Source organism: Paenibacillus sp. Leaf72, from assembly GCF_001422685.1.
Classification (GTDB): Bacteria; Bacillota; Bacilli; order Paenibacillales; family Paenibacillaceae; genus Pristimantibacillus.
In genome coordinates this window covers 177,064-190,838 of record NZ_LMLV01000032.1, presented here as the reverse complement: position 1 = coordinate 190,838, position 13,775 = coordinate 177,064, and the positions used below count along the sequence as shown (strand labels likewise).

At 41.4% G+C, this 13,775-nt stretch carries 14 protein-coding genes; 2 read left to right on the top strand and 12 right to left on the bottom strand.

The features are described from left to right. Positions 1-11: 11 nt before the first annotated feature. The 8 genes from ASF12_RS26250 to ASF12_RS26215 all read right to left on the bottom strand — a co-directional run bounded on the left by ASF12_RS26250 (position 12) and on the right by ASF12_RS26215 (position 4,664). Positions 12-584, bottom strand: coding sequence for a hypothetical protein (locus ASF12_RS26250; protein WP_056041108.1), 573 nt, complete (start codon positions 582-584; stop codon positions 12-14). 101 nt (positions 585-685) lie between these two features. After that, positions 686-1,090: a hypothetical protein gene (locus ASF12_RS26245; protein WP_155973475.1), complete on the bottom strand. Its 405-nt coding sequence runs from the start codon at positions 1,088-1,090 to the stop codon at positions 686-688. Between the two features lie 140 nt (positions 1,091-1,230). Continuing rightward, on the bottom strand, positions 1,231-1,464 hold the full coding sequence (locus tag ASF12_RS26240; protein WP_056041105.1) for a pentapeptide repeat-containing protein: 234 nt from the start codon (positions 1,462-1,464) through the stop codon (positions 1,231-1,233). A gap of 198 nt (positions 1,465-1,662) precedes the next feature. Continuing rightward, on the bottom strand, positions 1,663-2,094 hold the full coding sequence (locus tag ASF12_RS26235) for a hypothetical protein (protein WP_056041103.1): 432 nt from the start codon (positions 2,092-2,094) through the stop codon (positions 1,663-1,665). Between the two features lie 100 nt (positions 2,095-2,194). Further along, the gene (locus ASF12_RS26230) at positions 2,195-2,545 is read right to left on the bottom strand and encodes a hypothetical protein (protein WP_155973473.1); all 351 of its coding nucleotides are present in this window, start codon (positions 2,543-2,545) and stop codon (positions 2,195-2,197) included. Positions 2,546-2,889: 344 nt separating this feature from the next. Continuing rightward, positions 2,890-3,384 (bottom strand): DUF2716 domain-containing protein, encoded by a 495-nt coding sequence (locus ASF12_RS26225; RefSeq protein ID WP_056041100.1) that lies wholly within the window; start codon positions 3,382-3,384, stop codon positions 2,890-2,892. Between the two features lie 117 nt (positions 3,385-3,501). Next, positions 3,502-4,182, bottom strand: a complete 681-nt coding sequence (locus tag ASF12_RS26220) for a class I SAM-dependent methyltransferase (RefSeq protein ID WP_056041098.1) — start codon at positions 4,180-4,182, stop codon at positions 3,502-3,504. Between the two features lie 17 nt (positions 4,183-4,199). Further along, positions 4,200-4,664, bottom strand: coding sequence for a hypothetical protein (locus ASF12_RS26215; protein WP_056041097.1), 465 nt, complete (start codon positions 4,662-4,664; stop codon positions 4,200-4,202). A gap of 380 nt (positions 4,665-5,044) precedes the next feature. Here ASF12_RS26215 and ASF12_RS26210 point away from each other — a divergent pair, with 380 nt between their 5' ends. After that, a complete protein-coding gene (locus tag ASF12_RS26210; protein WP_056041095.1) occupies positions 5,045-6,004 on the top strand; it encodes an IS30 family transposase in 960 nt (319 codons plus the stop codon). Between the two features lie 661 nt (positions 6,005-6,665). Further along, entirely contained in the window at positions 6,666-8,120 is a 1,455-nt protein-coding gene (locus tag ASF12_RS26205; protein WP_056041093.1) for a glycosyl hydrolase family 28 protein, read from the top strand. Positions 8,121-8,227: 107 nt separating this feature from the next. On the opposite strand, the gene ASF12_RS26200 is transcribed toward ASF12_RS26205, so the two are convergent. From ASF12_RS26200 to ASF12_RS26185, 4 genes are all read right to left on the bottom strand, one after another. Beyond that, complete coding sequence (locus ASF12_RS26200) at positions 8,228-9,880, bottom strand: extracellular solute-binding protein (RefSeq protein WP_056041090.1); 1,653 nt, start codon at positions 9,878-9,880, stop codon at positions 8,228-8,230. 67 nt (positions 9,881-9,947) lie between these two features. Further along, positions 9,948-10,829, bottom strand: coding sequence for a carbohydrate ABC transporter permease (locus ASF12_RS26195; RefSeq protein ID WP_056041088.1), 882 nt, complete (start codon positions 10,827-10,829; stop codon positions 9,948-9,950). Between the two features lie 29 nt (positions 10,830-10,858). After that, positions 10,859-11,830: an ABC transporter permease gene (locus ASF12_RS26190; RefSeq protein ID WP_056041087.1), complete on the bottom strand. Its 972-nt coding sequence runs from the start codon at positions 11,828-11,830 to the stop codon at positions 10,859-10,861. 421 nt (positions 11,831-12,251) lie between these two features. After that, positions 12,252-13,679 (bottom strand): extracellular solute-binding protein, encoded by a 1,428-nt coding sequence (locus ASF12_RS26185; RefSeq protein ID WP_235533288.1) that lies wholly within the window; start codon positions 13,677-13,679, stop codon positions 12,252-12,254. Positions 13,680-13,775 lie beyond the last annotated feature (96 nt).

The window sequence follows — 13,775 nt, the reverse complement described above, 5'->3', positions numbered from 1 at the left end:
ACTAAAAGGCCTTAGTCTCTTGAATAAATCAATGCTCCGCCTGAGCCCATAATAGCTAATTTTTTGCCCGATGGTGAAAATCCACATTTAATGTTTCCATCTAAACGGTTTATATCAAGCATAATAGCATCATTTAGGTATGTATAAGCTGCTTTAAAAACATTATCTATGATTACAGATGCTCTTGGCCACCAAGGGTAAATAACCTCAACGATCCAGCCATCGTTTGTTGTATGAATCCCATCCCCTGATTCAAAACCAAAAATACTTATATACTCATTATTTAATGGCAATTGAAAAGTTAAATCGTTATTACTCATTCTTTCGTAAGTTAAATTAGAATCCCTATCTCTATGTATTAAAACCCCTGTTCTAGCTTGATTAATGCTATAGCCTGAACTGCTAATTAGGACAAGTTCCTCATCACTATTCCACCCACAAGCCATACAGCCAGCTGCGGGAATAATAACCTCAGTCTCCCAAGGATGCGGTGGTTTGGCTGGTTTCATTGATTGTGCTTTATATAACAAATCCACTTCAAATTTAGTTCTTATTTCTCGTGGGGGTTTGTTAAAAAATTTCATACTATACTGAGCTCCTTAATGGGTTGTATATCTTGGTATCGCTTTGTTAAACAGTGTGGTTTTAGCCACTCCTTATGCTTACCAACATACACATCTTTCTTTTATGTTAACCTGTAATACTTACTGTAAAAATCAATTACTTTTTCTCTAGTCATGTAATCATCATTTGTTTTATATTGCTCTATGTATTCCAATATCTCTTTAGCTAATGTCGTATTTAATTCTTTCAAAAAATGAATAGTCTCATTAAGTCCTGCACCCATTAGCAATTCTCCGTCAATATAGCAGCCTGCATCAAAATCTTTCATCTTAGCATTCCAGATTAGGAGAGTGTCCTCGGGATAACCAAAGGTAAAAAGCAAAATACAGAGCGTTTTCAAATACTCATGTTCTTCTGTATTAGAATCATTCGTTTCTTCAATTAGTAACGACCTAATTTCTTGTAAATTTTTTAGCTCTGGTTCTAACCCGAAGCGTTCTAATAAAATATCTTCCCTGTCCATCATAACCCTCCCCCGTATTTAGCCTATATCATTTTTTCTAAATCTTTTATTTCAAGAATCACGGAATGATAGTAATTTCCAACGAATCGTATGCTATCTCTCTTTGCCTTATTAAACACAGCCGAACATAACATATTTCCTGTTCATTCCGATTCTGTCAGATCCGCTTCCGTAAAATTACAGGTCTTCAGATTCGAATTTATAAATTTGCTGTTTTTTAAACTTGCATTTGAAAAATCAAGGGCAAATATGCACTCTATAAATGAGCATCCACTCAGATTATAGTTTTGAAGGCTCCCTTCTTCTACCTCTATCCCTGAAAAAGTCTTTTGACCAGCTTCAAGTAATTCTTTAAATTGATCGATAGTCAGTTCCATTTAAACAATCAACGCCTTTTGGGGTATATTTCTTGATACTTTTTAATCAGTGTCAGCCCTTTTTCACCAAACGTACTAGTTTAAACCCTGGTTGATTCAACTTCCATGCCAAAAGACGCTACCAGACCAAGAGCGAATGTCCACAGCGTGAATACTTTGTTAGCTTATGCTGTTGACCTCTTCATAAGCTAGCACTGATTAAATCCCTATTAAAGTAATAAATTCATTGATTTCAAGCTGAGATTCGATCCAATCAAGAAAATCTTTAAGCAATGAAATTATCTCATGCCTAATCATTTGAAACTCTTCTATTTTGCATGCTCTTAGAGTTCTTTCTTTATAGAATATTGAAATGTACTCTTCTAACTTTTCATCTTGATATTTGATTAAGAATTCATTTTGCTTCTTAACTTCATTCATAATTAATTTCCATTGACTTCTTTCTAAAACAAAACAGTTGAACGGTTCATATCCTTCGAAGCCCCTCTTTACTGCTGCGACTATAAAACTGAAAGCATCATCGGTTAAGTATACTGACTCTGGCTTCAGATAACCACCACCAGTGTATCGTCTAGGAAATAGTTCAATGTAATTTAAATTTTCTAATTCATGTAATCTAAATAGCTTCATTGTAGTTACCCTCATGAGTAAATTATTTATTTGATAGTTTCTGATAGCGTTCGTGTAGTTACGACTCCAATAGATTTAAGGAACTAAATAGCATTCAAAATCATAACCTTTCTATATAATATCCATCACTTTCTACATGCTCATCAAATTCTTTATATATGGATTCAATGCTTGGAGCATCTTTTCCAAGACGAGATTCAAGTGACTCTAAAATATTGTTTAAATCCATATCACTAAATACATAATCCAGACCGAAATGATCTGGCAAATACACAATTTTTTCTTCTCTAAAATATTTTGCAAACTCGATACATATCTTTCTCAAAGTATCTCTCGTCTCTAAATGGGTTAAAAAATGATCCCAGTATCGATTTGCCCTAACACAACAAACCATATCTTTATTAAATGTAAGATCTATTAATCCATAGTCTATTTCAATATATTTCTCCATGAACACATTAATTTCTCCACTAGTTTCTCTTTCCTTTGTTTCAAAGTCATTTAAAAGATTTAAGTAAACAAAGCTATCTTTATTTTTAATATCTTGGTAAAGGGTCTTAAAATCTATATTTTGAGGAAATTGAATTAAAGCAGTAAAAATTACCCCATGAAATTACCTCCTAAATTGTTCACCACGATTGCATATAATTTTCTGAGATTCGCCACATCGAAAAACTTAGGGGATTGTTCGAATCTACATAGCTATCCAGCATACCGATTTCAGAAGCGAGATTAGTCTTGCAGATTATCAGGTTGAACCCGCTTCCTTGAAAATCTATTATAACTCTCCTGTTTTCAACCTTGTCTGATAACTTTATTAAATAATTTAGGTTTAATTCTTTCTACGGCCTTTAAAAATTCATTGCCAAAGATACAAATGGAATTCTCCCATGGGTGGCCTAAATACCCCCATGTCATAGTCTTGTTTAGGAAAAAATAATAGTCACCATTTGGATAAAGTGGTATAGGCCATTCACCCCATTCATTTTTTGTACTCTCTAAATGAGGGTTAAATAGATAAGAATCATGTTGCCAATCAAGTACATATATATATTCATACTCATCCGTGCATTCTAACATGGCATTGACAATACACTTTTCTAAATCCTTATAGCGAAATTCAAAACCATTACCATAAAGATGCGAAATATCATAAATAACAAACGGGCGTGGTGTAATAAATGTTGGTGAATTTTCTTTAAGGCCACCAGGCTTAAAATTGAAATCCTTAGAGAACTTATCCCAAACAACTCGATAAAGTTCCGAATCGAGTTCTATCCAATTTCCCAATGAAATCACCCACTTTGATAAACTTTCGACCTCTTGCATTTAACATGATTATTTTTATGAACCTAATAGTCTATGGTTTTAGAAAATGTCGCCATCTTCTTCAAGTAACTTACAACATTAAGGTTTGTTTGCTTTCCATATGTATTTATAATCTCGCAATCCAAGTTTTCCGTTAATTATATTCTGTTGAATCTTCAATTCTAGTTCCTTCTGTAATTCAGGCTTTGTATAATCTGGATTGCCGGGTATTCCTGAAATAAACTTAGCAAATTCAATCTCATTAGGGAAAAAGATAATCGCGCTATTAAACTCTTCGATTTCAATGTTTATGAATCCATTACTGTTTAATCTGTTTTTAACTGTGTCTAATGCTCCCGAGTGAATTCCGAATATCGCACCTCCAGAAAGAAGGATTCTACTATGATTTAATATAGAAGTTGGCCCTCTTCTGTCATAAATTAAATCAAATTGTTCATCCTTAAAAGGTAAGTCAGTTTTGGTCGTAGCATATACAAACCTTACATTATTCACTTTACTTTCTTCTGAAATTGTCTCAGCAATCTTTACCATTTCAACAGAGTTGTCAAATCCAATGATTGATTTAGCATGTCTCGACATCTTTAGTGTGAAATCCCCATGTCCGCACCCAGCATCTAAAACTGAATTAAAATTTGGCAACATGCCCCTCAGTCTCTCTTCAAAGATCTGTTCCGCTGAAATTCCTTCAATGGTAAATATCGCATTGTTTTTATAACCGCCATTTCTTCTAGCGATCATGTCGTACCACTCGGTGCCCATCGCTCAACCTCCCTGCGTTACTTCAATGAAATTCCAATCCCTATTTTATAAATATAATAACTATAAGAAGCTTCATGCTTCGTTCTTCCTATTACATAATCATTACTCATGATCAATTTCTTTAAAAGTTCAGGTACTTCAATATCCCATTCGATTTCTAATAGTTGTACTGGAAACTTACTATACGGATTTTTTGTATGCATAAATACTGCATCACTCGAACCAAATTCAGGATCAATATATATCCAAGCTTGAAAGTCGATTTCATTCCCGTCTGATTGTTCTTCAATTTGGTCTAACATATTTAAGTAATATTTAAAATGTCTCCTTCTATGCCTGATACTTTCATCCGTTATTCCTTTCCAGTCAAGGTGCATATGCCAGTGGTTATACCACGTTTCATCATCAAAATGAAATTGATGGGTAAAAATCAGTTTTTCTATCTTTCGATAATGCCGACGTAAACCACGGAATTTTTTCATATAATACCCCTCTATAATAACTGAACATTATGGTGTGCATTGGTTACATATGCTGCTGATTTCCAACTTCAGTAAATCATCATTACTCTCTTTTATTTTACTTTTTATCTCTGCCCTTGAGTACATGTTATATAATATATTCCTTATTTTCTTTTCATGTTTAATTTCACAACGGACTCCTAGTTTCACCATATTATGCTGATCAGTGAAGTCATAATAAATATTGGTTATATAATTCCGTTATATCGAAACTTATATTTAGCTATCTCATTAATTCTTCTGACGGATTGTAATATGAAGTGCGACACATAAAAATGACCCATGACCGATTCGTGTGTAGAATGAAGTTACCACACTACCCCTACACAGGAGAATCAGCCATGAGCTACCAACATCTTACCACAAGAGAGAGAAGTCAGCTAGAATTACTCCATCAATTGGGATGGTCGGCTAGAGCGATTGCACGTAAGCTCGGGCGCCATCATTCCAGCCTATCCCGTGAGCTCAAGCGTCAAGGAACAGAAGAGTCTTACTGTGCAGATCGAGCCCAGACATCGTATATAACCAAGCGAGCCCGTTGTAAACCTTCGGGTAAATGGAATGCTGAAAGGCAACGTTACATCACGATGAAGCTCGCAGAGACCTGGTCGCCTGAACAGATTGAAGGCAGGATGAAACGGGACGAGCCTCATCTTCGTGTATGCCATAAAACGATCTACCGATGGCTGTACCAAGGAAGGCTTGTTAAAGGAAATACAGCCTTTCTAAGGCATAAAGGGAAACGTCGTCAACCGCTGGAGAAGCGCGGACGTTTTACAATCGGGTTGTCCATTCACCAGCGCGCCAAAGAGATCCGTAAGCGTGAGACCTTTGGGCACTGGGAACTGGATACGGTTGTTTCTAGTCGTGGAAAAAGCAAAGCCTGCGTAGCTACATTCGCTGAGCGTAAAACAAGGTTCTACCACGCGATTAAAATGCAGGATCGTACAGCCTCTTCCATGGAGATGGCTTATAAACAGGCTGTCCTATCGATCCCGGCAACGGCCTTCGTAACGGCTACCGTTGATCGTGGTAAAGAGTTTGCCTGCCACGAACGCCTAACTGCTTTGCATGGCATGAAGGTGTATTTTGCCAATCCTTATTCCTCTTGGCAGCGAGGCACGAATGAAAATGCGAACGGACTGCTAAGAGAGTTCTTTCCTAAGGGCTATGATTTCGCAGACGTTACAGAAGAGGAATTAGCGTGCGCGTTGTTCTTTATTAATAACCGTCCTCGAAAGTGTCTAGGATGGAAAACCGCACACGAAGCTTTTCAGGTTGAAGTGTCGCACTTGGCTTGACAATCTGTCTTCTAAAATAAACACCTCATATGTATCATCATTCAAATCAAAAAACGGTAGATATAAAGATTCTTAATTCCTTTCATTTTTTCATATAGTCAATTAATGGTTTTCTTAATTCCATATATGTTCGCACTTCCCCCCTCCTTCACCAATATTATTTACATGCTGAAGCTTGCTACTCAGTCCATCCATAAATCACCCTATTCAACATTATGAACTCCACTATTCATGTTGATTCGTAAGCCTAACTAAACACCCAATTTTATCCAATTTGTCAAATAGCCCAATCGAATCCATTAATCCATGTATATAATAGATTACTAGCTGGAAAGGAGATGATTTGAATGGGATACGGATATGACAAAAAGAAAAAGGTAAAAGTAATTTTTGTTAAACCTGGTCAAAAAGTTCTTATTATCGGTAAGAAGCATTGGACAAAGAAAAATCATTGCTAAGCTTGTGGAGTGCTTGTTCATACAAGCGCTCTTACATACTCTTATATATAAACATCCCCATCACTGTTCAACTCATCCTATAAATAATAAAACCCAAAATGATTAAAATTCATTGCTATCATTAACTTATGCAATTGTTAGCGGCCGCCCCATTATATTAACCTGAATACAGGCAATCACTATTTCGTATTTGGGAGGTACATATGAGTCAGACGATCATTTATCCAGCACCGGAAGGTGCAATTGGTTCAGATAACTATCGCGTTCGCGTACGGGAAATTGGAGGCGACTGGCAAGAGCTGTTCGTGTACGAAGTCAAGGTGGATATGCATAACGTTCGCAAAGCTTCCATGGCTTATTTTGATATGGAGGGCACGGTTGAGGTAGAAATCGACTGCTGCTTCACGCCTATAAGCAGCGTCATCGTACGCCCGCTATCGACTGGCATTCAGACTGAATATAGCAGCCATTCCATTCGCTTCACATTGGATCGACCTGAAAAGTTATCAATTGAGGTTAATGACGAACGCTTCCGCAATCTGCATCTATTCGCCGGTAAGCTTGAGCTTACAGCACCTAGGCCCGGAGATCCAGGCGTGCTCGTGCTGGAGAGAGCCGGGAAGCCCGCCATTCACCGAACAGAGGATATTTTAAAATTAGCCAAGACCCCGACAGCTGAGACGGGTCATGCGCCCGATGTCATTTATTTCGCTCCCGGTATGCATTATTTAGAAGAAACGATTCTCCGCATTCCTTCAGGCAAAACAGTTTATATTGCCGGGGGCGCCATCGTTGTCGGCTCGCTCGTCTGCGAGCATGTTGAGGATGTAACCATTAGAGGAAGAGGCATCTTGTACCTGTCCGATTTCCATCGCTATTCGGCTTTCCGTGGCGTACGTATTGTATTCTCGCAAAAGATTCAGGTTGAGGGGCTTATTTTGCTCGATCCGCCCCATTACAGCATTTATATTGGAAAGTCCTCTCATATAAGCATTAGCAACTTCAAATCGTTCAGCACAAGAGGCTGGTCAGATGGCATCGATATGATGGCTAGCTCCGATATTGACATTGATGATGTTTTTCTGCGGACATCCGATGATTGCATCGCTATTTATGGCACTCGCTGGGATTATAAAGGAAATACGCGCCGCGTGCGTGTCCGCAATTCAGTGCTGTGGGCGGACGTCGCTCACCCGCTAATGATTGGGACCCATGGCGATCACCATCATGACGGAGATACGATTGAGGATATTACCTTTATGAATTTGGACATCCTTGAGCATCACGAGCCTCAAGAAAATTATTGGGGAGCGCTGGCCATTAATGCAGGAGATAAAAATATTGTTCGCCAAGTGCTGTACGATAATATCCGCGTCGAGCCATTCGAGCAAGGACAGCTGATTGACATTCGGGTCGTGCACAATGCTGATTATAATCCTGTACCTGGCAACCGTATCGAAAATATTACGTTCCGCAATGTCGCCTATAGTGGAGAGAATAGCAATCCCAATCGGATTTACGGTTTTGATGAACAAAGACCTGTTGAAAATATTACTTTTGTTAACCTCCGCATCAATAACCAATGGATTAGTGATGCTTCTAAGGGCCATTTTCGCATCAATCCATTTGCCAAGAACATTACGTTTTTGTCCGATTAATAGGAAACAGCCCCTTCGTCACCAAATGACGGAAGGGGCTGTTATTTGTGCTGCATTTCCCGTTACATCGAACATGTTGCCGCTATACGCAACATTGTTCCCTTTACTTATTTACCGCCTGCATCCAAATAAGCCTGCACTTGCTTGAGCACTTCCGCACGTACCGTTTCTAGTCCGGAATCGCGCATTTGTTTGTTTAAGCTTTGCGCCATTTCCAGCCAGTTTTTCTCGTATCCTACCTTGAGAATTTGCTCGACCTCATCAAATTTCGGCTTGATTTTGGCAAGCTCTGTCGCCACCGGCTTGGAATCGAAGATAAAGCCCGAAAGCGCAATTTGGAAGTAGTTTTTGTTATCAAGCGCATACTGCAAATAGTTCATCGTAGCCGGGTCCTGATCTGAATTCAGCCTCGATAAGCTCGGATTCCAGGTTAGCTCATACGGCTGGAATTGATATTTCGTCGTATTTGCCGTTGTTTTGTAGCCATTGTCGCCATCGGCTACCCAATGCTCGCCCTCAATGCCAAGCTCGAATAAATCATGATTGGCCTTGCTGCTGAACAGCCAATCAAAAAACTTCATTGTGCGATCAATATTTTTGGAGCTTGCCGGAATAACGACGCTGTTGTTCGCGCGGAAATCCGTACGAATAGCGCCTGGCTTCATATTGCGGACATCGTCGCTCTCATACACGAACGGCTCGATATCCAGCCCTGTACCGTATGCTTCTTGCAGCTTTTGCCGATCTCTTGAAATGCCGCCAATCGTGCCTTCTCCAGCGCCGCCCTTATCTGAGACAACACCCGTTGCTGGAGCTAGAGCATCCTTGTTAATGTACTTGCTCCAGTCCACCCGCTTCTGGAAGTGGCCGTAAATCGAAGCATGCGTATTGAACGGTGCAGGGAAGCTCGCAAATTCCGAATCCGGATCACCCAATGTTGCGGCGCCGATAACCTTCTTGCCATCCTCCGACAGCGCGACACTGAATGGAATGCCTCCGGTAAAGGAATCGCTTCCAATCGCGGCTAGGCGAATATCGGTCCGCCCATTTTCGGATGGCGTGAACAGCTTATGAAAGCCTCGGCCTCCTAAGGCGAGTGGCGTATAGTCCGGCTTCTTTTCTTGAACCTGCTGAAGATAAACTTCTAATTCCTCCAACGTTGTAATCGGGCCGAGTCCCAATTCCTCGCGAATATCTTTGCGGATACTGATGACGTTAAGATCTGTATAGTAGTAAGTAAGCGGAATCGTATAAAGATGGCCATTAATTTTGTTCGCTTCAACGAACTCCGCAGGGAATGCCGCTTTCAGCCCTGGATATTCATCATTGTTAAAATATTTATCAAGCTCTGCATAATAGCCGAGGCTGACATGATTGTACAAATTCATCCACCCCGCATCAAACATGACGTCAACGGCTTCGCCTGTCGACATCTTCAATTGCATTTTTTGCCGATGATCCTGAGGCGTGTTGTATTCAAATTCAAGCTTCGTATTAAGCGAATCCTTGCTCACTTCTTCAAACTTAGCGAGAACCTTATCCAAATCCGCAGGCTTATCGCCGAATAGCATGAACTTCAAGGTCACCGGATCCGGTGCTGCCGCATCTGGGTTACTCGTACCTGCCGTCTCGCTGCTGCTTGGGGAAGGCTTCCCGCTCGCATTGCCGTTAGTTCCGGTGCTGCCGTTGTTTCCACTGCATGCCGCCATTAAAAATAGCACCATAACCAGCGTTGCCGCCATAAACATTTTTGCTTTCATTGTTTTTCCTCCCTTTTTTGTGCTGCTGAATCTATCTGCATCTATCTAAAATCATCCTGCGATGAGATTAGCCTTTGACTGAGCCAACGAGCAGCCCTTTTACAAAATATTTTTGCAAGAACGGATAGAGGAATATGATCGGGCCGATCGTCACGACTGTCGTTGCGAGCCTTGAGGTCAAAGTAGGGACAATATAGCCCGGAGCCGTTACGCCTGATGCAAGATTGTTGGCAAATGCCGCATTATCCAAAATTCGTTTAATCAAATATTGCAGCGGAAACAAATCTTCATTCGAAATGTAAAGCATCGCCTCAAACCATTTGTTCCAAAAGGCGAGCGCATAGAACAGGCTGATCGTCGCAATAGCCGGCAAGGAGATCGGAATCATAATGCGGAACATAATATAAACATTATTAGCCCCGTCAATTTTGGCCGATTCGCCAATCGATTCATCAATGGAATTGAAGAAATTACGCATGAGGAACATATTCCATGGGTTAATAAGGGCGGGAATAATCAGCACCCAGATCGTATCCTTAAGCCCTAAATATTTGGAAATGAGCAGGTATGTAGCTACCAAACCACCATGAAACAGCATCGTAAAAAAGACATAAAAGTTAATCGAATTGCGATATCTGAGCGATTTGACAGACAGCGGGTAAGCAAGGGCACAGGTCACAATCATCGCCAATACGGTACCAACGACCGTCACAAAAATCGTAACGCCATAGGATTTATAAATTGTGCTGTCCTTAAGCAAAAGCTTATAAGCTTCTAGGGAAAATTCCTTAGGAAGCAGCGTAAATCCGTTTCTAATGATGGAGCCCTCCGTGGATAATGAACCGCTGATGACGGTCATAAACGGGATAAGGCATACGAGAGCAAATACCGTAATTCCGACATACATGAGCGATAGGAGCAGCCGGTCTCCAGCGCTTTCTTTTATCATGCTACGCCACACCTTTACTGATAGATTTATTAGAAGAGCGCTGAATCAGGCGAAAATTTCCTTGCCAATTGGTTTACCGTTACGACCAGCACGAAGCCGACGATGGATTGAATGAGACCGACGGAGGCGGCCATGCTCACATTGCCCAAATCCACCAGTGCCCGATACACATAGGTGTCGATGACGTCGGTTGTCGGATAGAGCAGCGCATTTTTTCCTACGATCGCATAAATCATGCCGAAATCCCCGTAGAAAATGTTCCCCATAGCAAGCAGCAGCAGCAGCATAACCGTTGGCTTCACCATCGGCAGCGTAATATGGCGGATTTTGCCCCAGCGCGTGGCGCCGTCCATGGAAGCCGCTTCATAAATTTCCGGATTAATGCCCGATATGGTGGCCAAATACACGATTGAGCCAAAGCCTGCGGCATGCCACAGCTTGATGATGACGAGAATAAGCGGCCAATACGCAGCTGTGTTATAGAAGGCCAAGCCTTCTAAACCAAAATCCCTCAGAATTTGATTAATCAGCCCCTCTTTGTACAAGAGGAATGAGGTAGCAAAGGTCGCGACCACCGTCCAGGACAAAAAGTTCGGCAGGGTTACAATCGTTTGTGCGATCCGTTTAAAATATTTTCCTTTCAGCTCCGAGAAGATGATGGCGATGATTAATGAAGCAAGGGTGCCGAAGCCGATAAATAGGAAATTTAGAAACAGCGTATTAAAGACAACACGATACACATCGCTGGATTCCAGAAAAAACTGAAAGTTTTTAAAGCCAACGAATTCGCTTTTCAAAATCCCCTTTACCGGATTGTAATTTTGAAAGGCAATGACAATCCCGAACATCGGCAAATAGGAAAAGACAAATAACAGCAGAATGCCGGGCAGTGTTAACAAATACAGCAAATGATTTTTTCGAATCTCCTTAAAAAAAGAGGGCTTCTTGTTCAGTGTGATTCGCTTTAATGCTTGGTCTTGATGCGCTATGGAATTTTCCATGCTGAACCTCCTTTATCTGATCTGATTGTTGTTTATAGAAGTTGAACGATTAATTAGCATGAGGACGCTGGTCTCACTGCTAGAAAGGTTGGACTTCCGGCCGCTGTTGTTTTCTGATTTCTTGATTTTATTCCTTGTTTAGGTTGAAATAAGAAAACAAAGGCGGACGCTATCGCTCTCTCCAGTTCCAACCTTTCTCTCCGATTCTCCCTTGCCCCATCGCTTGCTTTCGTTCAACTTATATAAGCTCCAACTGGCTCCTTTATTATTTCGTTTCGGGCTGTTCGAGGCTAGAATTCAATCTAGGGAAAACCATGTTTATTACCATTTATGAACTATCTAATCTCACTTTTTCTACCTAAAACGCACAAAAAAGGGCCGCCCCCGCCGTCATGAAATGACTTTGTGGGCTAGCCCTTATCTAGTGGCCACCGCTATCGATATATGCCTGTACCTGTTTTATAAACTCTGCCCGGATCTTCTCCAGTCCCAGCCTGCGAAGCTCGGCATTCAGCTTGCTTCCCTCTTCTCGCCAGTTCGGCTCAAGCCCGGCCTGCGTAATGAGATTAAAAGCATCGTAGCGCGGCTGCACTTTCGCGATTTCAATTTTCACCGGCTCGGGATTAAAGGTAAAGCCGCTTAAGGCTACCCGATAATAAGAATCCTCGCTCGCCTGATATTGCAAATATTGCAGCGTCTGCTCGTCATGATCAGCATTCAGACGGGATAATAACGGGTTAAGCGTCAATTCGTAGGCGGGAAACAAATAATCCTTCGCATACGGCGTCATCTCATACATATGGTCGCCCTTCTGGTTCCAGTGCAGCCCTTCAATACCTAGCTCGAATAGATCATGATTGGCCTCACTCTCGTACAGCCAATTTATAAATTTCATCGACTCCTCCTTATGCCTGGAAAAGATCGGGATGACGATATTATTCCACGCTTTATAGGAGGTTCCTATCGCCTTCGGCTGCATCGTGCGAGCCGCATCATTATAAACAAAAACCTCTAGATCCGCTTCCGGCACGGCTGCCTTCAGCCGCTGCTTGATTTTTGAAATGCCGCTTATGGCCCCTTCTCCCGCAGCCGCTTTCCCCGTAACGACCAGATCCTCTACATTGCTCAGCACATCCCTCGGAATGAAACGGCTGAATTCTACTCTCTTATCATTGTGGCTGTAGAAATAATCGGATTGATTAAACGGCGCAGGCAGCTTGGCGTAGTCCGCGTCTGGATCTCCTATTGTTGTTGCGCCTAAAACATGCTTGCCGTCGTCAGACAAAACTAAATTAAATTCAACGCCCGTCCCATAAATCACATGAGGCACTGCTCGAAACCGGGTTTGCTTATCGTTAAAATTATAAAACATATCAAAAAATCCGCGATTGCCAATTCCGAACGGAATGATTTCCGGATTGTTTTGCTCAACCTTTTCCAAAAACACTTTGAACTGTTCCATGTTTTGAATCTGGGGCAGCCCATATTTCTCCCGCAAATCCTTCCGAATGAATATCGTGCCAAAATCCGCATAATTGCTCATCAAAGGAATCGTATACAGGCGGCCATTGATCCGATTAGCATCCAAAACCGCTTGCGGGAACGCCTGCTTCAAGCCCGGGTACTTCTCATTCTGAAAGTAATCATCCAAGGGCTGGTAGTAGCCTTGTCCAATGTTTTGCTCCAAATTCATCCACGAAGCATCGAACAGCATATCAATCTGCTCGCCTGCCGCCATTTTCAATTTCATTTTCTGATTATAGGTATCGGCCATATCCCATGAAATGTCCAGCTTGATGTGAAGGGTATCTTTCGTTAAACGCTCGAATTCCGCCAAAATTTTGTCCATATCGGCTGGCTCGCTCCCAAAGAACATCACCTTTAAGGTGACGGGATCACCCGCTTTCTCTCCTTGCTTTGCTGTTGCATTCTTTAGGCTTTTGGC

What these genes read in the sequence shown, in the direction of transcription:
- ASF12_RS26200 (WP_056041090.1), bottom strand. Translation starts at nt 9,880, where the DNA reads ATGAAAGCAAAAATGTTTATGGCGGCAACGCTGGTTATGGTGCTATTT.
- ASF12_RS26240 (WP_056041105.1), bottom strand. Translation starts at nt 1,464, where the DNA reads ATGGAACTGACTATCGATCAATTTAAAGAATTACTTGAAGCTGGTCAA.
- ASF12_RS26215 (WP_056041097.1), bottom strand. Translation starts at nt 4,664, where the DNA reads ATGAAAAAATTCCGTGGTTTACGTCGGCATTATCGAAAGATAGAAAAA.
- ASF12_RS26205 (WP_056041093.1), top strand. Translation starts at nt 6,666, where the DNA reads ATGAGTCAGACGATCATTTATCCAGCACCGGAAGGTGCAATTGGTTCA.
- ASF12_RS26195 (WP_056041088.1), bottom strand. Translation starts at nt 10,829, where the DNA reads ATGATAAAAGAAAGCGCTGGAGACCGGCTGCTCCTATCGCTCATGTAT.
- ASF12_RS26245 (WP_155973475.1), bottom strand. Translation starts at nt 1,090, where the DNA reads ATGATGGACAGGGAAGATATTTTATTAGAACGCTTCGGGTTAGAACCA.
- ASF12_RS26190 (WP_056041087.1), bottom strand. Translation starts at nt 11,830, where the DNA reads ATGGAAAATTCCATAGCGCATCAAGACCAAGCATTAAAGCGAATCACA.
- ASF12_RS26185 (WP_235533288.1), bottom strand. Translation starts at nt 13,679, where the DNA reads ATGGACAAAATTTTGGCGGAATTCGAGCGTTTAACGAAAGATACCCTT.
- ASF12_RS26230 (WP_155973473.1), bottom strand. Translation starts at nt 2,545, where the DNA reads ATGGAGAAATATATTGAAATAGACTATGGATTAATAGATCTTACATTT.
- ASF12_RS26235 (WP_056041103.1), bottom strand. Translation starts at nt 2,094, where the DNA reads ATGAAGCTATTTAGATTACATGAATTAGAAAATTTAAATTACATTGAA.
- ASF12_RS26220 (WP_056041098.1), bottom strand. Translation starts at nt 4,182, where the DNA reads ATGGGCACCGAGTGGTACGACATGATCGCTAGAAGAAATGGCGGTTAT.
- ASF12_RS26210 (WP_056041095.1), top strand. Translation starts at nt 5,045, where the DNA reads ATGAGCTACCAACATCTTACCACAAGAGAGAGAAGTCAGCTAGAATTA.
- ASF12_RS26250 (WP_056041108.1), bottom strand. Translation starts at nt 584, where the DNA reads ATGAAATTTTTTAACAAACCCCCACGAGAAATAAGAACTAAATTTGAA.